The organism is Pedobacter cryoconitis (assembly GCF_014200595.1).
GTDB lineage: Bacteria > Bacteroidota > Bacteroidia > Sphingobacteriales > Sphingobacteriaceae > Pedobacter > Pedobacter cryoconitis_C.
Genome location: NZ_JACHCG010000006.1, coordinates 184,106 through 202,986 on the forward strand (window position 1 = coordinate 184,106; position 18,881 = coordinate 202,986).

13 protein-coding genes are annotated in these 18,881 nt (G+C 38.7%); 5 read left to right on the top strand and 8 right to left on the bottom strand.

Annotation, left to right across the window (positions count from 1 at the left end):
- Positions 1-54: 54 nt before the first annotated feature.
- Positions 55-657, top strand: coding sequence for a TetR/AcrR family transcriptional regulator (locus HDE70_RS25280; RefSeq protein WP_183868629.1), 603 nt, complete (start codon positions 55-57; stop codon positions 655-657).
- A gap of 70 nt (positions 658-727) precedes the next feature.
- On the opposite strand, the gene fabF is transcribed toward HDE70_RS25280, so the two are convergent.
- Entirely contained in the window at positions 728-1,972 is a 1,245-nt protein-coding gene (gene fabF / locus HDE70_RS25285) for a beta-ketoacyl-ACP synthase II (protein WP_183868631.1), read from the bottom strand.
- 397 nt (positions 1,973-2,369) lie between these two features.
- Here fabF and HDE70_RS25290 point away from each other — a divergent pair, with 397 nt between their 5' ends.
- The 3 genes from HDE70_RS25290 (at position 2,370) to HDE70_RS25300 (ending at position 6,496) form a co-directional block, all read left to right on the top strand.
- Positions 2,370-2,867, top strand: coding sequence for a phosphoheptose isomerase (locus HDE70_RS25290; protein ID WP_183868633.1), 498 nt, complete (start codon positions 2,370-2,372; stop codon positions 2,865-2,867).
- A 192-nt stretch (positions 2,868-3,059) separates the two neighbouring features.
- On the top strand, positions 3,060-3,788 hold the full coding sequence (locus HDE70_RS25295; protein ID WP_183868635.1) for an acyl-CoA desaturase: 729 nt from the start codon (positions 3,060-3,062) through the stop codon (positions 3,786-3,788).
- A 41-nt stretch (positions 3,789-3,829) separates the two neighbouring features.
- Entirely contained in the window at positions 3,830-6,496 is a 2,667-nt protein-coding gene (locus HDE70_RS25300; RefSeq protein WP_183892202.1) for an outer membrane beta-barrel protein, read from the top strand.
- 11 nt (positions 6,497-6,507) lie between these two features.
- On the opposite strand, the gene HDE70_RS25305 is transcribed toward HDE70_RS25300, so the two are convergent.
- The 5 genes from HDE70_RS25305 to HDE70_RS25325 all read right to left on the bottom strand — a co-directional run bounded on the left by HDE70_RS25305 (position 6,508) and on the right by HDE70_RS25325 (position 13,487).
- Positions 6,508-7,527: a DUF2931 family protein gene (locus HDE70_RS25305; RefSeq protein WP_183892203.1), complete on the bottom strand. Its 1,020-nt coding sequence runs from the start codon at positions 7,525-7,527 to the stop codon at positions 6,508-6,510.
- Positions 7,528-7,534: 7 nt separating this feature from the next.
- The gene (locus HDE70_RS25310; RefSeq protein WP_183892204.1) at positions 7,535-9,127 is read right to left on the bottom strand and encodes a T6SS phospholipase effector Tle1-like catalytic domain-containing protein; all 1,593 of its coding nucleotides are present in this window, start codon (positions 9,125-9,127) and stop codon (positions 7,535-7,537) included.
- Positions 9,128-9,347: 220 nt separating this feature from the next.
- Positions 9,348-10,673 (bottom strand): DEAD/DEAH box helicase, encoded by a 1,326-nt coding sequence (locus tag HDE70_RS25315; protein ID WP_183868643.1) that lies wholly within the window; start codon positions 10,671-10,673, stop codon positions 9,348-9,350.
- A 128-nt stretch (positions 10,674-10,801) separates the two neighbouring features.
- Complete coding sequence (locus HDE70_RS25320; protein ID WP_183892205.1) at positions 10,802-12,139, bottom strand: MFS transporter; 1,338 nt, start codon at positions 12,137-12,139, stop codon at positions 10,802-10,804.
- Complete coding sequence (locus tag HDE70_RS25325) at positions 12,111-13,487, bottom strand: APC family permease (RefSeq protein ID WP_183892206.1); 1,377 nt, start codon at positions 13,485-13,487, stop codon at positions 12,111-12,113. Before HDE70_RS25325 ends, HDE70_RS25320 begins: the two co-directional genes overlap by 29 nt.
- A gap of 108 nt (positions 13,488-13,595) precedes the next feature.
- Here HDE70_RS25325 and HDE70_RS25330 point away from each other — a divergent pair, with 108 nt between their 5' ends.
- Positions 13,596-15,515, top strand: coding sequence for a DNA topoisomerase IV subunit B (locus HDE70_RS25330; RefSeq protein WP_183868649.1), 1,920 nt, complete (start codon positions 13,596-13,598; stop codon positions 15,513-15,515).
- On the opposite strand, the gene HDE70_RS25335 is transcribed toward HDE70_RS25330, so the two are convergent.
- Both HDE70_RS25335 and HDE70_RS25340 read right to left on the bottom strand, forming a co-directional pair.
- Positions 15,512-16,525: a YihY/virulence factor BrkB family protein gene (locus tag HDE70_RS25335; RefSeq protein WP_183892207.1), complete on the bottom strand. Its 1,014-nt coding sequence runs from the start codon at positions 16,523-16,525 to the stop codon at positions 15,512-15,514. The genes HDE70_RS25330 and HDE70_RS25335 overlap by 4 nt on opposite strands.
- 30 nt (positions 16,526-16,555) lie before the next feature.
- Positions 16,556-18,847: a BamA/TamA family outer membrane protein gene (locus HDE70_RS25340; protein WP_183868653.1), complete on the bottom strand. Its 2,292-nt coding sequence runs from the start codon at positions 18,845-18,847 to the stop codon at positions 16,556-16,558.
- Positions 18,848-18,881: the final 34 nt, after the last annotated feature.

Below are 18,881 nucleotides of genomic sequence, written 5' to 3' on the forward strand. Positions count from 1 at the left end.
TAATTTGTTACGTAAGCTATGGTTTAGGAGAGAAATTTTCAGGACTTTTGCTTTATGGATAATGTATTGTCAAAAGCAGAGCGTACCCGCCAGTTTATTATTGAAACCACAGCGGGTATATTTAATACCAAAGGATATGCGGGGACCTCATTGTCAGATTTGACAGAGGCTACTCACCTGACCAAAGGAAGTATTTATGGCAATTTTGAGAATAAGGAAGATGTTGCGCTTTCGGTTTTTGATTATAATTTATCCAAGATCAGGAAGACTATCGCTCAGCGGATGCAAAAAGCAGTCAGCTACCAGGAGAAACTGATGGTTTATGCACAGGTTTACCATAGTTTCAGCGGTGCATCTTTTCCGACAGGCGGATGCCCGATCCTGAATACGGCGATAGAGGCTGATGATACCAACACTTTATTAAAGGCTAAGGCCGCGAAAGCAGTTACGGATTGGAAAAAAGATATCAGTAATTTAATTACTGCGGGAATGGAAGCAGGGGAATTTAAAGCAGACACAGATGTTGACCGGATAGCTTATTCTATCATTGCGCTGATTGAAGGTGGGATTATGATTGCAAAAATTACCGGCCATCCTTCAAACCTGGATAAAATCCTGTTTACTGTAGAACAGGTTATTCATCAATTAAAAGTTTAAGGCCTTCATTTTTAAGCATAAAAAAGCCGGCATGTTGTTATAAAACATGCCGGCTTGAAATTATCCTGGTTTATAACGATTTGAAAACAACGATTCCGTTGTGACCGCCAAAACCGAAAGTATTGCTCATTGCTGATTTAACTTTAGCAGAGATTGCTTCTTTAATTACAATATTCAGGTTGGATGGAATTGCAGGGTCAAGTTCATCTGTATTGATGGTTGGAGGGATAATACTGTCCCGCATCGATAATAAACAGATAATTGCTTCAATAGCTCCGGCTGCACCTAATAAGTGACCAGTCATCGATTTTGTTGCACTGATGAACAATTCATTTTTACCTGTTCCCAGCAGATTACTTACTGCCTTGGTCTCAGAAAGGTCTCCGACAGGGGTTGAAGTTGCGTGTGTGTTCAGGTAGTTAATATCATGGATAGTTAAACCAGCCTCTGTAAGGGCTAATTTCATCGCATGAGAAGCGCCTAAACCTTCAGGATGGGTCGCTGTCATATGGTAAGCGTCAGCAGTCATTGCTGCACCACCAATTTCCCCGTAAATAGTTGCACCACGTTTTACTGCATGCTCATATTCTTCCAGAACCAGTGCACCTGCACCTTCGCCCATCACAAAACCATCACGTTTAATGTCAAATGGTTTTGAAGCTGTTTCCGGCGTGTCATTTTGTGCTGACATCGCTTTCATCGCACAAAATCCACCAACTGAAGAAGCTGAAATAGGTGCTTCTGAACCACCAGTCACAATGATTTTTGCTTTACCCATACGGATATAAGTGAAAGCATCCATAATCGCTGTATTGGAAGTGGCACAGGCAGAAACTGTAGTGTAATTGATTCCCATGTAGCCGTTACGGATAGAAATCATTCCTGAAGCCATGTTAGCGATCAGTTTGGGTACAAAGAACGGGCTGTAACGTGGCGTACCATTGCCCAGCGCAAACTCAGCAGACTGTTGCTCGAAAGTATCCATTCCACCTTGTCCTGATCCCCAGATCACACCCACGTCAAATGGGTCCATTTTGTCAAATTCAAAGCCAGAGTCTTTGATTGCCTCATCAGACGCCACTAAAGCGTATTGTGTAAAACGGTCTGTTCTTTTAATGTCTGACCTGTCTAAATATTTTGTAACGTCATAATCCTTGAGTTCACAAGCAAATTGCGTGCGGAAGAGGGAGGCATCAAAGCGAGTAATCTTTGCAGCTCCGCTTTTTCCAGCTATGGTATTGCTCCAGAAAGTATTTACATCATTTCCTAAAGGCGTTAATGCGCCAATCCCTGTGATAACAACTCTTTTTAACATATGCATATATAAATTAATGATTGATCATCGCCTTTACGGCTTTGATTAACTCTTTGGGTCTGTTCAAACTTTATACAAACTCTTACAAAAGTAAGATTATATTTAATACCTAATGGTATAATTTGGATCTGTATTTACCTTTTTCCCCATTATGACGCGAAAATACAAATATTAAAATCAATTATTAGCCTGTTTAAATTTATGTTGCCTGTGCGTGTTTAAATTTAAACGGGTTCTTTAATGGATTGCGGAGATGTTTATTTGTGTAACTGATATTTTGCAATGCATTTAGAATAGCGAAAGGCAGGAGGGCTTTAAGAGGGGATTTGGTGCTAACAAATAATCAGATGAATTTTAAACTGTTTCTTATATTTGAGCATTAAAATATTTATATATAATGTCAGATCAGAAAAAAGAAATATTCGACAGTGTTGCTCAGCGACTAAAAATTGAAGGTTTTAACGTAGTAAATCGTGATGAAACCCGTCCATGGGGTGGTTTTTTCGTTATTGATGAGGCACAAGCACAACAGTTTGCCAATGTTTACTTTGACGGACTAAATGTAGAAGAGCTGAAAATCTCAGGAAAATTAAGTCCTAAGATCTTAATCGTTGCACCAAATACGCGTTTATCATGGCAATATCACCACCGCCGTGCTGAAATATGGAGAGTGGTAAGTGGTACAGTTGGTGTGATTACCAGTGAGACTGATGAGCAGGGAGATGTACAGCAATTGATTCCTGAACAAACTATTAAATTAAAACAAGGAGAAAGACATCGCCTGGTAGGTTTGGATGACTGGGGTATTGTTTCTGAAATCTGGCAGCATACTGACCCTTCTAATCCATCTGATGAATCTGATATTGTACGTGTATCAGACGATTTCGGCAGATAAATCATATTTCCGGCATGTGTTTGATACTGAATTCAAGCACATGCTTTTTTTCTCTCTTTTCTTTTGCGCGTGTCGGTATTCAATAAAAAATTAATAATCGAAACATTCCGCGCCAAATCCCTTTTCTTTTCTTTACTTTTGTAATTGAAACATCCCGAAGGATGTTCCGTTCCATAGTATACGCAATTCAATATGATCATATTAATATTTTTTCTACTGCACTGGTTCCTGTCACTTTTCTCTCAAACTTTCTTTTTACATCGTTATGCTTCGCATAAAATGTTTAAAATGAATCCTTTCTGGGAGAAGTTTTTCTATACCATTACTTTTCTGTCTCAGGGTTCCTCTTTCTTAAATCCAAGGGCATATGCTATTCTTCACCGGATGCACCATGCTTTTAGTGATACCGAGAAAGATCCGCACTCTCCGCATTTTGTAAAGGATGTATGGGGGATGATGATACAGACTAAAAATATCTATTTGAATTATGCAAAATACAATGAAGAGCCGGAAGAACAGTTCCGTGATAATTATCCTTCATGGCCGCTGATTGATAAAATTGGCGATTCCTGGATCACAAGAATGGTCTTCATTAGTTTTTATATCTGGTTTTATGTGACTTTTGCTACAGCCTGGTGGATGTTCTTATTGTTACCAATTCATTTCCTGATGGGACCTTTACATGGTGCAATTGTGAACTGGTGCGGTCATAAATATGGTTATTCAAATCATGATAACAATGATCACAGTAAAAATTCCCTTCCATTGGATTTCCTGATGATGGGAGAGTTGTTCCAGAATAATCACCATAAAAAGCCTAACAATCCGAATTTTGCTTCTAAGTGGTTCGAGTTTGATCCTACTTATCCGCTGATGAAAGTGATGCATTGGTTACATATCATCAGAATCAGAAAGACTTAACAGGTCTATAGTCCTCTTTTTTATAACTGCCAGCCAAGATTTTGAAGATATATACAGCCCTTTTTCTATTTATATTTTTAAATATGGTGCTGCTTTCTTCGGTAAATGCACAAAGTGGTATTCAACTTCGTGGTGTTGTACAGGATACGGCCCATGTGGGTATTCCGGGTGCAAATGTGCGTTTAATTACAGGTAAAGATACTTTAAGCAGTAATACCGATAGTACAGGTAGCTTTGGTTTTTCGAATGTGAAGAGCGGGGTAATTTTGGTACTCGTCAGGGGCATAGGTTATGTTGCTTATAGCAAAGTTCTTACTTTGAAAGATGGAGTGGCGGAACAATCTTTACCAACTGTGCTTTTAAAATCTTCCACACTTCAGTTAAATGAGGTGGTGATCAAGGGTAAGGTGGTTCCTATGCGGGTAATGAAAGATACTGTGGAGTTTAATGCAGACGCCTATGCTGTTCATGAAAATGATAAGGTAGAGGATTTATTGAAACAATTACCTGGTGTAGAGATAGATAAGGATGGTAATGTGACTTCTGCGGGTAAAATGCTGACTAAAATCCGTGTGAATGGGAAGGACTTTTTTACGGGTAATGTCAAGGAGTTTATTTCAAAATTACCAGCAGGAACGGTTTCCAGAATCCAGTTTATTGATGATTATGGGGATAAAGCAAATTTCACAGGGATCAAAACCGGAGAACCACAAAAGATCTTGAATGTTGTCCTGAAGTCAGACCGTAATAATGGGAATTTTGGCAGTATTACCGCGAGTGCGGGAACGGATAAACGTTATGGTTTAAATCTGAATGATTATTTGTGGAGAGACCTCCGGCAGATTGGTGTAAATGCAAATGCTGGTAATACCAATACGGGGGCCGGGATCAATACAAATTCTAATCTGGGTTTCAGTTATAGAGATAAGATTAAAGAGAAGCTGATTTTCGGCAGCAACTATAATTACGTTTACAATAAAAACGAGAGTATACAACAGAGTCTGATTGAAACAGTAAATCCTCAGGGAATTATCTATGACAAGTCTGCGAATACAAATTCCTCCAAAAGTAATGGGCATAACCTCGATCTGAGCCTGGAGTCTACGGATCAGGAGAATTATCTGAGAGGAGGATTCAGAGGTGCTTTACTGGGTACAAACAGTACATCTATCAATGAGTCATTGCAAACCGGGGTTGTGCGCCGGGATTTAAATACACAAAGGATCAGTAAACAGAATAATCCTAATTTGAATGCTGATTTCTCTATGGCCCGCAAATTGAAAAAACCGGGCAGAATCATTTCTATTGGTGTGAATGGTAGTTCCGGGCTTACCGCTAATAACAGTGATCTGGATAACCAGATTAAGTATTATGATCCTAAGACGGGTGTAGCAGTTAAAGATTCTTTATTGGATCAATTGGTAGATGACCGTAACCGCACCAATAGTCTGAATGCTAATATTACCTTCACGGAACCTTTGAAAGAAAAAGACTCATTGATTAAAAGGAGCCTGGATTTTAGTTACCAATTTTCATTGAGCCATACGAGAAATAGCCTGGATACCAGAGACAGAGATCGGTCGGGGAATATCAGGGAGATAGATTCTTTAAGCAATTCTTATACTTCTTCTTTTAGTAAACATATCATTGGTATCAATTACCGCTATGAAACAAAAAAGCTCAATTATGTGCTGGGGATCATGGGGCAGCCAAGTTTATTAACTGGTGCTTACGAGGGAAGAACTGATCGGATTAACCGCGCGGGTTTTAATTTTTCGCCGATTGCACGTTTAAATTACATGATTTCTACTAAAAGCCAGTTTAACGCTTTTTACTCGGGCAATAGTTTGGAGCCTAATTTTAACCAGCTACAGCCGGTAAGGGATACACGTAATCTGAACAATATAGTAATTGGGAATCCAGATTTGAAGGCTGCATTTAATCATTTGATTAATCTGAATTATAACCATACTAATCCACAGAACGGAAGTAATTTGCAGCTGGGGTTAAGAGGGTCGCTTACACAAAACCAGGTAGTGTCGAATACATTGTTGATCCCGGATAAGCTGGTTCCTGATTCGTTGAAGAACTTTAACCAGGAAACGCATTATCTGAATACGAATGGTAACTATAATTTCGGTACTAATTATTACTGGTCTTTGCCTTTTGGAAAAAAGAAATTTACGTTTGAAATGATTGGCGGGGTTAATTATAACCACCGTATTTCATTTGCAGAAGAGGTGAAGAATATTGGTAAAGGCGTTAATATCAATCAAAGGGTAGGGTTAAGGATGTACCGCAAATGGATTATGATGCACACCAGTGCGAATTATAATTACAATAGTAATATGTATTCCATCAGAAGTTTTAATTCGAATACGTTGCAGATCTGGGCATTTAATATGGATAGCAGGGTGTTTATTTTAAAGAGCTTGATCTTAGGAGTGAATGCATCAAAAACTTTCAACCAGGGATTCTCGGTTGGTGCTACGAACCCTTTTATTATCAATGGTTCTATTGAGAAGACATTTTTCAAGAATAAACAGGCCAGTATAAAATTAGAAGGGAATGACTTTTTAAATCAGGGAAATAACCTGACCAGATCGGTCACAGACAATACAACTACAGAAAGCAGGACTAATCAGATTACCAGGTATTTTCTGTTAAGTTTTACCTGGAATCTGCAAAGTTTCGGGGGACAGAATTAAGATCTTTTGTTTTAACGCAGATAGGTATTGATCTTTGCCTTTTTGAATGGGATTACCCCAGCTGCTGTTTTTAAGTTTACAGTCACTTCGCCATCGTTGGCCACATGTAGTAGCAGGTCACAATTCTCACCTGGTTTTAATGCCGAAAATATCTGATCAGTTTCTGTTTCATCGAAATCTATCTGAGATCTCATTTCCCGTTTCTTGTGATCAACCCAGAAGATGTAGAGTTTTTCAAGTGCCCCCCTTTGAATGTATTCAACGGGATTTAATCTTTTTCCTATTAGAAAGTCCATCTCTTTGTTGAACATGAACATGGTTACTCTAAGGATGTCTGCATCACCAGTTATTACTGGCTTCCAGCTGAAGCGTCTTCTCCAGTGATCCCACTTCCCATAAGGAATTTTATTATCAACGATTTGCTGCTGAACTTCTTTTGGTAAATCTGCGATAATATGCTTACCATACTCTTTCATTGTACCATCGTAGCCAGGTATTTTACTTTTCCAGTCTACATCACTTATTTCTTTTCCCTGGTAACGGCCAACTTCTACCTGTTTACCCGGGCCACTGAGCCACAGAACAACAACTCCGCCAGGCGCCATCCCAACTTTGAAGTAAAAAAAATCGTCATGTCCCGCCGGTAAATCTTCAGCAGGATATCCTGCGCTGAATAATGAATCTATGAGTTTGACATTTAACGGGAATTTACCTGTATAATTTTTATTTTCAGTAAATGAAATCCAGGTTAGATCTAAAGTGTTGGGTGCTGCTTTTAATGTTTCTCCAGAGGATTCAACCGAGCCTGCCTCCCCCCATCCATAATTTATTGTTGTACCTTCCGGAACAGCAGTCATGTCTTGTTTTCCAGAATATAATATCCCGCTATAAATGCGCATTGGATATTCTTTAGGCGCATTCTCAGTGGCTATCCAATCGTATTTTTTCATAGTGGATTCAGATTTATTCTGACAGGAAAAGACGAAGCAAAGCCCGAGGCTTATTATAATCAGACTAGCTATCTTTTTCATTTTAATATTACTTTTTATTGTAAATAACTCTTTGATTATCCCATGTTGGCTGCATACCAAAGTCACCAAAATCTGCGGAGTTGTGAAGATAACGACTTCTGAGTTGTCTCAGCATATTATGATCATTTGCCAGCATTGCAAATTTCTCTTTAGAGAGTAGTCCTTCACGAGCTTTTGCCCTTAAAAGCTCGATTTCTTGTTCAGTAAAATAAAGCATTGGTGGCGCATCTTTAAAGGCATAATTGTAAAGTCTGTCATATACCTTTTTGAGGTTTAATTTTGGATCATCTTCGGCTATTTTAAAATCGTATGCAAGGACATCTTTATCAAATATTACTCCTCCAAGCAACTTACTAAATTCTGCCATTAAGTGAAGTGGAATATAAGAATAGTTATTTCTAATTTGACGGGTACCAAAAAGCCGCTTTGGTTCATATTCACTCCCTTCAAGTGTAAATTGTTCCTTTGTATACCAGGCTTGTTCTATTAACCTTTTTCTTTCAGATTCAATTTTCGGATCTAAAGCAACCAGTACTCTCTCTTTATTTTTAGCATTAACAAGAAATTTGTCAACTATATGATCTCTGTATCCTCCGCCAACATCAGAGTGGACTCCTGGCAGATTTTTAGTAATACCTTTTGTTACAGCAGTGAGTTCAAAATTATCTCTGTGTTCATCAGCCGCAGTTAAATGTACTATTTGAGCCATTTTATTAATTGCGTTCAGATCTAACTCCCAAACATCGTCCCAATGCATAACCCCATAAGATGATACACTGTCAAACAACCCGGCGAACCTTAGGTTAAAGGAGTTAAACTTTACTCGATTATCCTTTAAATATTGTCCCAACATCCCTCTTGCTGGTTGCATTATTTTTACTGTCTCAGAGGAGACAACTTTTGTGTTATTTCTTAAAGTTCCATCTGCTGATTCATAAACTCCATTTTTATTTATCCCATCTCTGAGCAATATGGTTTCTTTTTCAGGCTTTGTGATCTCATATATAAAATTGCGGGCGCAAGTTGCCCCCCGGCTGAATCCAAAAATATCTATAGTAACTTTATTTATTTTTAATCCTTCAATATTTGTAAGATTACTTAACTCTTTGGCTAAAAGCAGACAACCTCTTTTTACTTTATCGTGAATTCCAGTTTTAAAATAACCTAAACCAGCAGCTATACTTTTGTCTTTTGCATTGTCTGTTGTAGCTACGCCCTCAATGTAGACTGGACGGTGAAGTCTATCTTTCATAAAGGCTCTTGCCAGGTTCTGTACATTTGACGGTGCATTTTGATAGCTATCCTGGCCCTCAAGGCCCCGGGCTGGATTTTTACTGTTCGCCTGATGCTGGGTTCTAAGTGTATTATTGATCCTGTTGTTCCGTGTTCCGTCAAAGAACACTCCAATTACCACATCAACGCTGTCATCCTTAATCCCGTTCATCTTTTTCGGTTCCCCGAAAATGATTCCCTCTTTGCTGTTCTCGGTTATTTTATGTGCTGCGTTTGAACTGATACTTTTCGCACTCGCCACATAATCACCCTTGGATATTTCTGTAAGATGTCCCCGGGAGATCTTTATGATATTGCCTTTCTCCATAACTGGGATCTAAATAATTATACCGGGATTTTTGTTCTAATATACTTATTTTCATGATAATTAGGTATAATTCTTTAAAGTTGTCTGTAAATTCTTTAAACTTTTTATTGATTTATTTTATCGAATATAAATCAACTCCTCATCAGGTCATCAAAAGCCCTGAAACTAAAAAAACCGTTTCCCACAACAGGAAACGGTTTCAAGATCTTAATGTTTAATATTAATCTGTTTTAGCTTTAGGTCTTGAGCCACTGAATCTGCGGTTACCACCACCATTGCCACCACCTGGAGTTCTTTTTGCTCCGCTAAGGTTTGGCTTATATTCAGTTCTTTCCTGACGGCCACCTCTTGAAGGTTTGCTCTTTCCTTTTACTTTTGCCGCTGCGGCGCCAGACATCAGGCTCTGCCAGCTCATCGCATAAGGATGATCTTCCTGTACAGGGATTTTAAGGGCTATTAATTTTTCGATATCGTCCAGGTATTCTTTTTCTTCCCCATCACAGAAAGAGAAGGAAACACCACTGTTACCAGCACGGCCAGTACGGCCAATTCTGTGTACATAAGTTTCAGGAACGTTTGGCAATTCATAGTTGATTACGTGCGTTAACTCGTCCACGTCAATACCACGGGCAGCAATATCAGTTGCTACAAGAATGCGGGTAGTTTTGTCTTTAAAATTAGTTAAAGCTCTTTGTCTCGCATTCTGTGATTTATTACCGTGAATAGCTTCAGCCTTTACACCAACTTTAATCAGGTCTTTAACGATACGGTCTGCGCCATGTTTTGTACGGGTAAAAACAAGTGCTGTAGTAATCGTTTTATCCTTAAGGATATGGATTAATAGATTTTTCTTATCGTTTTTATCTACATAATAGATAGACTGCTCAATTTTTTCCGCAGTTGAAGACACAGGTGTTACTTCTACTTTTAACGGATCAGTTAAAATCGTATTCGCCAGTTTTTGAATTTCAGCAGGCATCGTTGCCGAGAAAAACAAAGTCTGTCTTTTAGCAGGCAGCTTTGCAATAGTTTTCTTCACATCGTGAATAAAACCCATGTCCAGCATTCTGTCTGCTTCATCCAGTACAAATATTTCAACATCTTTAAGGTTTACGAAACCCTGGTTCATTAAATCAAGCAATCTGCCTGGTGTAGCGATCAGGATATCTACGCCGCGATGTAAAGCATCAGTTTGTGCTTTTTGCCCAACACCACCAAAAATAACCAGGTGACGCAGAGAAAGATTTTTACCATAAGCTTTGAAACTTTCTTCAATCTGAATCGCAAGCTCACGCGTTGGCGTTAATACCAGGGCACGGATTGCTCTCGGGCCTTTAGTATTCTGATGTTCTTTATTCAGCAGTTGTAACATAGGAATTGCAAAAGCCGCTGTTTTACCAGTTCCGGTTTGCGCACAGCCTAGTAAGTCTCTGCTTGTTAATATAGTAGGGATAGATTGTTCTTGTATAGGGGTTGGGTTAGTATAACCCTCTGCTTGCAGCGCTTTTAAAATAGGCTCAATCAGGTTTAATTCTTCGAATAACAATGTGTTTGAATTTTAATGTGTATAATAATGAAGAGACGTTAACAATCAGCAGGTGTTTAATTAATGAATTCCTTGCTGTTTAAAGAGTTACGTTTCGCTGGCGCAAATATACATATAAGTTCCGTAACTTATTTGTCTTCTTTAAAGCGGGTGAAAAACAATAAGGCGAGCACACATAAAACAAAGCCTGCAACACCATTTAAACGCAGGCCAAAATCGTGTCCCGGATCTTTACCATAGATAGTGAGCATCGCAAAAAGTGCAATTCCCAGGGTTTGACCAAGTTTAACAAATAGATATTTTACTGCGAAAAACATGCCTTCATGGTTTTCTCCGGTCTGCCTGGTATCTTTTTGAGCGATGTCAGCTAGAATGGCATTAGGCAGAATACCAAGAGCAGCCAGCGGAAAAGAAGCACAAACCACCAGGATATACATTTGCATAGCCGGCGGAAAAGGCAGGTGCCCAAGAAAGTAAATAGTGACAAAAATAAGACTAAGGATAGCGAAAGCAGCAAGTACCATTGCTTTTCTGCCATAGCGTTTTGCGCCGGAATTGACGAAAGGATAAAATAAAAGGGAAAGGAAAACCATAGTCCCCATATATTTTCCGCCGTCCGATTCAGGAAGTTTCAATAAAACGCTTACGAAATAAAGTAAACCACTCGAAATAATACTTAAAGCCGTATAATAGGCAAAATCTGAAATCAGGTAATATTTAAAATTTGCATTGCGGAACGTATTTTTGATAGCTGGAAGCAGGGGGATATGTGTAGGCTTGCCATTACTATATTCCTTTTCATTGATAGTAACCACAGGAAGGATCATGACCAGGCCGGAAAAAATACTCAGTCCGATGATCGTATATTGAAGGGCCTGCATTCTTTCCTGAATATGAAATACAAACTGAATCAGATCGGCAAAATTATTGATCATCGCAGACAGGATCATTCCCATGACAAAACCGACCTGCTGAAAAGTAGAAAGCTTAACTTTTTGTTCTGCTGTATGTGCTAATTCTGCCAGTAGAGCATTGTAAGGTATGATATAAGTCGTAACTGACATGAAAAATCCAATCAGCATCATGGTAAGCCACCAGGCATTCATAGCAGACTCTGCCTTAACCAGCGGATGAAAGATCAATCCGCAGAAAATAACCGCAGGTATAATGGCATAACGCATAATCGGGATACGCCTGCCTTTGGGATTTGTACTTCCATCGCTCACCGAGGCAATAAAAGGATCATAAAAAGCATCGAATAATCTGCCTGACGCTGCAATCAGGGACAGGATATTAAATATACCAAATACAACCAGCTGAGGGACTAAAGGAGTTAAGCCGGAATTGGTAGGCGGCAGGTAGAAATAGGGAAGCATTACAATAATAATATTGGTCATAATGCTCCAGCCCATCATTCCGGCTGCATACGTGATCTCTTTACTTAAGGGCAGTTCCTTCTGCTGCATCGGCTATTTCCTTCTTTTTATTGAATATTTTTGAAATAAAATAAATGGCTACGAATCCTATAAATATATACAATCCATTGCTGGCAGCAGAAGGATCATCTTGATAAATACTGATCCCAACGAATAAATAAAAAGAAATAAATAACACAGGGAGCACAGGATACCATTTCATCCTGTAAATATTGCTTTTATCTAAATGAGCAGTAGTTCTGCGCAGGATAAATAAAGTAGCTGCCGAACTTGCTGTTCCGATACATTCCAGGATAATGGAGTAGTTGACAATTTTATCGAAAGTCTGTGCGAAAAAGAGCGTAGTCATCACCAGCGCAGTAAAAGTAGTCAGGCTCACTACCATCACCTCTGTTTTCTTACTCTTTTGTGCAAAAACAGAAGGGAGTGCTTTTTCTTCACCCATGGCAAACATCGCTCTTGGATTACTTAAAAGATTCACGTTGACATAACCCAGAACAGATAAAAAGATAACTGCGGAAAGTATGGTGAAGCCTGCGGGGCCGAAAATCTTACCTGCTAATATCGACGCAATGCTATGTGCAGTTTTTAGCTGTTCAAACCCGATAACCTTAACATAGGTATAATTGATTAACAGGTACAGCGAAATGATAATAAACAGACCCAGTTTTATACCTTTTGGAATGATTTTCTTGGCCTCTTTAACTTCGCCACCCAGGTTGATTGTTTGTGTATATCCTGCAAAAGAAAAGGTAACTGCGATCAGACAAATCCCCAATGCTTTTCCATAATCTGACCAGACAGGTACGCGACCTGAAGCTGTTTTAAATACAGGGGTGATGATTTCCGTTTGTCCGCCAAAAAATATAGCGCATATCAGTGTCAGTACGAGTGTAATTTTAATTACTGTCAGGATGTTCTGGACTTTCGAACTCGCTTTTAAACCCATCAGGTTGATACTGTAAAATATAAGTATAGTTACCGCAGCGACCACAAGCCGGTAAAAGTCGGTCTGCATCTCTGGTGGAAAAATAACACTGCTCAGGTATTCTGAACCAATTAAGGTTACACCAGCCATAGAAGCGGCACTTGTCAACACGACTATACCATTAATGGCAAAGGCAACCGAAGGATGATAACAGGTAGAAAATATCTTGTAATAACCGCCGGTTACCGGAAAACGTGAACCGATTTCTGCATAGATCAGTGCACCACAATAGGCAACCAAACCGCCTATAATCCAGGCCAGAAAGAATAATTCAGGGATCTGTGCCTTGGCAGCTACATTAACTGGTGTCCGGAAGATGCCCATTCCAATGACCAGACTGACAACGATCATAGACAGATCGAAAAGGGAAAGCTGTTTTTTAGGCTGCATTTATTGCTGAAGTAAATGCACGAAGGTAAGGCAAAATGTGTATTTGTTGAAACTTTGATGTTTAATTGAGGTAGCTATTCATTAAATTTGCAGCTCTACACAAAAATTATGGCTGAACCTATATATAACGATGACAGTATACGGTCACTGGACTGGAAAGAACACATCAGATTACGCCCTGGTATGTATATCGGGAAGTTGGGTGATGGCTCCGCTCAGGATGACGGTATTTATGTCTTGCTAAAGGAGATCATGGATAACTCTATTGATGAGTTTGTAATGGGGTCCGGCCGTACCATTGATATCACTGTTTCGGATTCTAAGGTAAATGTACGTGATTATGGCCGTGGTATTCCATTGGGTAAAGTGATTGACTGTGTATCAAAGATCAATACCGGTGGTAAATATGATAGTAATGCTTTCCAGAAATCAGTAGGGCTGAACGGGGTAGGTACGAAAGCGGTAAATGCTTTGTCAACTAATTTCGTGGTACAGTCTTATCGTGATGGAAAAACGAAAAAGGTGGAGTTTTCAAGAGGAGAGATCACCATGGATCATCCCATTATTGATACGACGCAAAGAAATGGTACTGCCATTACCTTCTATCCTGATGAGACTATTTTCAGAAATTACCATTATATCCCTGATTTTGTAGAAAGTATGATCTGGAACTATGTGTTCCTGAATACTGGTTTAACGGTTAATTTTAACAATCAAAAATACTTGTCGGAACGTGGACTGTACGATTTGCTGCATAAGGTAGCAGATGTAGAGAATATCCGTTATCCGATTATTCACCTGAAAGGGAATGATATCGAGATTGCGATGACCCATGGTCAGCAGTATGGAGAAGATTATCATTCTTTTGTGAATGGACAGCATACAACTCAGGGTGGTACACACCAGGCTGCTTTCAGAGAGGCGGTTGTGAAAACTATCCGTGAGTTTTATAAAAAAGAATACGAAGCTTCTGATATCCGTTCTTCCATTATTGCTGCGATTTCTGTTCGCGTGCAGGAGCCGGTATTTGAGTCACAGACAAAAACTAAACTGGGTTCTCAGAATATGGGGCCTGAAGGGCCTTCTGTACGTACTTTCATTAATGATTTCGTTAAAAAAGAACTGGATGATTATCTGCACAAGCATACTGATGTTGCAGATGCTTTATTAAAGCGTATCCTGCAATCTGAACGTGAACGTAAGGATATTGCCGGGATCAAGAAACTGGCGAATGACAGGGCTAAAAAAGCATCACTTCACAATAAGAAACTCAGAGATTGTAAAGTCCATTTCAGCAGTACGCATGAAAAACGTTATGAAACTACGTTGTTTATTACCGAAGGGGATTCTGCATCCGGATCTATTACCAAATCCAGAGATGTAGATTGCCAGGCAGTATTCAGTTTAAAGGGGAAACCTCTGAATTGTTATGAACTGACCAAAAAGGTGGTTTATGAAAATGAGGAATTCAACTTATTGCAGCATGCACTGAATATTGAAGATGGGCTGGAAGGTTTGCATTATAACAATATCGTGATCGCTACTGATGCCGATGTGGATGGTATGCACATCAGGTTATTGATGATGACATTCTTTTTGCAGTTCTTCCCTGACCTGGTGAGAGCCGGGCACGTATATATTCTGCAAACCCCTTTATTCAGGGTACGTAATAAGAAAGAAACGATCTATTGCTATAGTGATGATGAACGTAAAAAAGCAATTGAGAAATTAGGAAATAAACCGGAGATTACACGATTTAAAGGTTTGGGAGAGATTTCTCCTGATGAGTTTGGTCTGTTTATCGGTAAAGATATCCGCTTAGACCCTGTAATTCTGAAAGATCAGACGATTAAAAACCTGCTGGAATACTATATGGGTAAAAATACACCAGACAGACAACAGCATATTATCAGAAACTTAAGAATAGAAAAGGATACCGTAGAAGCGTTGATCTCATCTGATTTAGATGCGGCTACAGCGGCAGTTTCTGAAGATATCATTGAAGATGAAATTGCAGAATCGGCTTAGGCCGATTCTGTTTTTGTTTCCTTAGGGTGTTGCGGAGGTAAAACATCCACTTTTTCTTCGACCACAGTAATCTGTGTGTGTACTGCATATTTACTTGGTCTTATTCCTTTATCATATTTTTCTGCATAAGCCTGGGTAAACTCAGCTCCGAAGTATAAAATAATAGAGGTATAGTATATCCATAACAAGATCACGATAATCGAACTTGCCGCACCAAATGCCGATGCAGGATTTCCTTTCTCAATATAAACGCCAATCAGGTATTTACCTAAACTGAATAATAGTGCAGTAAATAAAGCACCTATGATAGCTGATTTCCATCGTAGAATGACATCTGGTAATACTTTGAAAATAATAGTAAATACTGCGGTTACAGCTGCTAAAGTGAAAGCATTGTTCAGGATATAGATCAATAGGGTAGTGGTGGTATCGGCTACAGGAATAACTTCACCTATTTTGCTCCTGCTCACTAACTCTCCTAATTTAGAACCCAGCCCGACTACGATACTGTTAATAACCAGTGAAACCAGTAGAAGGAAACCCATTGATATAATCAGTGAAAAGGAAAGTAACCTGTTAGTCAGCATTTTTAACCAGCCTTTTTTAGGGACAGCTTTCACTTTCCAGATCATATTGATGCTGTCTTGTATTTCTATGAAGATCGCGGTGGAACCAACAATTAAAGTTCCGATTCCAATGATCAAACCGATAGTGCTTTTACCGGTAAGATTGGCGTTTGCTACAAATCCTTGTATTTGTTTGGCCGCTTCAGGGCTTACCATGTCACTGATCTGCGCAAATAATTCGGTACCTGGATTTATTTTATTGTTGAAAAATATACTTGCAGCTGCAATAACAATGATGATCAGTGGAGTTAAAGAGAAAATCGTATAGTAAGCAAGTGCTGCGCTCAATTTCATCACACGGTCCTCGATAAAGCCTGCCCCGGCAGCCACAAACAAATGGTACAGCGCAATAAAGAAATGTTTAATTTTATGTAGTACTTTCATTAGATAGATGTCTTTAAATAGGATTGGTAATTAGAATGGATAGCCAATTCCTATGTTATAAACTAAGTTTTCTTTTCTCCAGGCTTTATCACCGAAGGCAACCTGATCAATTACCCATCTTTGTCCTTCTGGCAGGTATGGTTTTCTGATCGGGAAGGCTACGTCTAGACGGACAACAAAGATTTTAGCATCTACACGTAAACCTGCTCCGGTGGAGACTGCCATTTGACTTAAAGCATTATTTAATTTGAAACCTGAACCTGGTCTGGATGGATCTTCTTTTCGTAGCCAGATATTTCCTGCATCAGCAAACAAAGCTCCGTATAAGACACTGACTAATTTAAAACGCAGCTCAGTGTTCAACATGATTTTTATGTCACCGCTTTGATCTGCATATTGGACTGTATCTGGAACTTTGTAAGTGCCTGGTCCCAGTGACCTTGATGCAAAACCACGAATATCATTTGTTCCACCAGCAAAAAATTGTTTGACGAACGGCATGGAAGTACTACTACCATATGCATAACCATATCCCAGATTAAGGCGGTTGGCCCAAATCACATTTCTATTGATCTTATAATAATCTCTAAGATCTGTCTCCAATCTTACGAATTGTGTTAATGGAACTTTGAAAATTGTTTTAGTACCTGTGTCATTTTTGGATACGAATAATCCCCAAAGATTTCCACCTGTTTGTATATTTCCATTGAAATATATATTATTTCTTCTGGACTCTTCCATCTGATTGGTATAGGTGAAATTGTAGCTGCTTCCAATGATAAATTGTTTTTCAAGAATGTTTCTTAATCCAGGATTTGCAAGATATAAGCTGTCCTCTTTTAACTTATTTACTGATGGTTTTACGTAAGTGACTGAAATAGGATTAAAAGTATGTTCTTTATACAAGTTTTCTTTCCATAAATACCCATATTCAGCTTTAAATGAACTTAAATCATATAAAGATCCTCTGCTTAACAACTCATAAGACAGCGATGCAATAGTTTTTGGGATGAAGGCAGTTGTGCTATTAGGTTTATAAAAGGGAACGATAAATCTTGGAAAGGTTAATTTTCCCTGAGCCGTAAATGAATAGGAATTAAGATTCTGTGCTTGTCCGCTTACCTGTGTTTCAAAACCACCACTTACACTTACATCAAGTTGCTCAGCCCCTCTGAATAAGTTCCTGGTAGTTTGAGTTACTTTCACTTCCGAACCCACAAAGTTGTTGGATTTACTTGTTCCGGTCACTGCAAATGATAAAGAGTTTTTCTTTAAAGGGGTCAGATAAATATTCAAATCCAGCTGGTTATTTTTAAAACTGTCAACTGGTAGAAATTCTGCTTTAACAGCCTGGAAAGCATTGATATTAACCATTCGGTTTAAAGACTGGTTATGATCTTTTCTGTTATAAGTTTCCCCTTTTTTAAAGAAGACCAGTCTATCAAATAAACGAGGTTTAAATGTTTTTTTATCATCATAGATCTCGAAATCATTATATTCAATAGGTTGCAATTTCCTCAGTACAGAATCCCTTCTCAGGGAGTAGTTCGGATATATCTTAATTTCTTTGATTGTATATGGCTTCAAACCTGCATCAGGTGCTATATCTTTTACTTTCACCGTAATATTAACCTGGCTTTTTCCGATAGTACTATCTACCTGAAGTATCAGATAATCCGGGCTGAAATAGAAATAACCATTTTCTTTCAGATCGTTATCTATACGGATCCGTTCATTTTTAAAGACTTCAAGATTATAAAAATCTCCTTTTTTAAGCAATGTTTTTCCTTTGTTCTGGTTCACAATATTGGCAAGATTACCCGTGTCTTTAGGAAAAGTGATGTTATTGATTTTATAGCGGGTACCCGTTTCTGCTTTATAAATAGCTTTACCTGAACGGTTTTTAACAATAGTATCTCCTGTTACTACAGATTGCAGGTATCCCTGGCTAATCAGGTAACTCGTTAATATGGCATTATTGCTTTTTAATTTAACATCACTCAGTAATACAGGAGGTTCTCCAACTTTCGTTCTTAGCCAATGACGGATACCTTTAGGTTTTTTAGGTTCACCGGCAAGGTTATAGATATATAATTTTGGTCTTAAGCCAAGAATCGTTTTATTCGGTGCAGGTCTTGTTTTGCTTTCTAAATCGCTCTTTACATTCTTTTCATCTGCAATTTTTGAAGAAGAATCGGGATTGATCTTTACCTCAGCACCTGTATATAAGGTCTGTCCGGGTTTTAGATATTTAGTGTTGCTACAGGCAGCCCACACTAAACACGAAAAGATTAATAAAGAGGGTAGAATTAGTTTTTTCATTCAGTACTTATGTTTGATAAGCTTCTACAGGTTT

Bases quoted from the DNA above. Each gene is read 5' to 3' on its own strand.
- HDE70_RS25280 (WP_183868629.1), top strand. From the start codon at position 55: ATGGATAATGTATTGTCAAAAGCAGAGCGTACCCGCCAGTTTATTATT.
- fabF (WP_183868631.1), bottom strand. From the start codon at position 1,972: ATGTTAAAAAGAGTTGTTATCACAGGGATTGGCGCATTAACGCCTTTA.
- HDE70_RS25290 (WP_183868633.1), top strand. From the start codon at position 2,370: ATGTCAGATCAGAAAAAAGAAATATTCGACAGTGTTGCTCAGCGACTA.
- HDE70_RS25295 (WP_183868635.1), top strand. From the start codon at position 3,060: ATGATCATATTAATATTTTTTCTACTGCACTGGTTCCTGTCACTTTTC.
- HDE70_RS25305 (WP_183892203.1), bottom strand. From the start codon at position 7,527: ATGAAAAAGATAGCTAGTCTGATTATAATAAGCCTCGGGCTTTGCTTC.
- HDE70_RS25310 (WP_183892204.1), bottom strand. From the start codon at position 9,127: ATGGAGAAAGGCAATATCATAAAGATCTCCCGGGGACATCTTACAGAA.
- HDE70_RS25320 (WP_183892205.1), bottom strand. From the start codon at position 12,139: ATGCAGCAGAAGGAACTGCCCTTAAGTAAAGAGATCACGTATGCAGCC.
- HDE70_RS25325 (WP_183892206.1), bottom strand. From the start codon at position 13,487: ATGCAGCCTAAAAAACAGCTTTCCCTTTTCGATCTGTCTATGATCGTT.
- HDE70_RS25330 (WP_183868649.1), top strand. From the start codon at position 13,596: ATGGCTGAACCTATATATAACGATGACAGTATACGGTCACTGGACTGG.
- HDE70_RS25335 (WP_183892207.1), bottom strand. From the start codon at position 16,525: ATGAAAGTACTACATAAAATTAAACATTTCTTTATTGCGCTGTACCAT.
- HDE70_RS25340 (WP_183868653.1), bottom strand. From the start codon at position 18,847: ATGAAAAAACTAATTCTACCCTCTTTATTAATCTTTTCGTGTTTAGTG.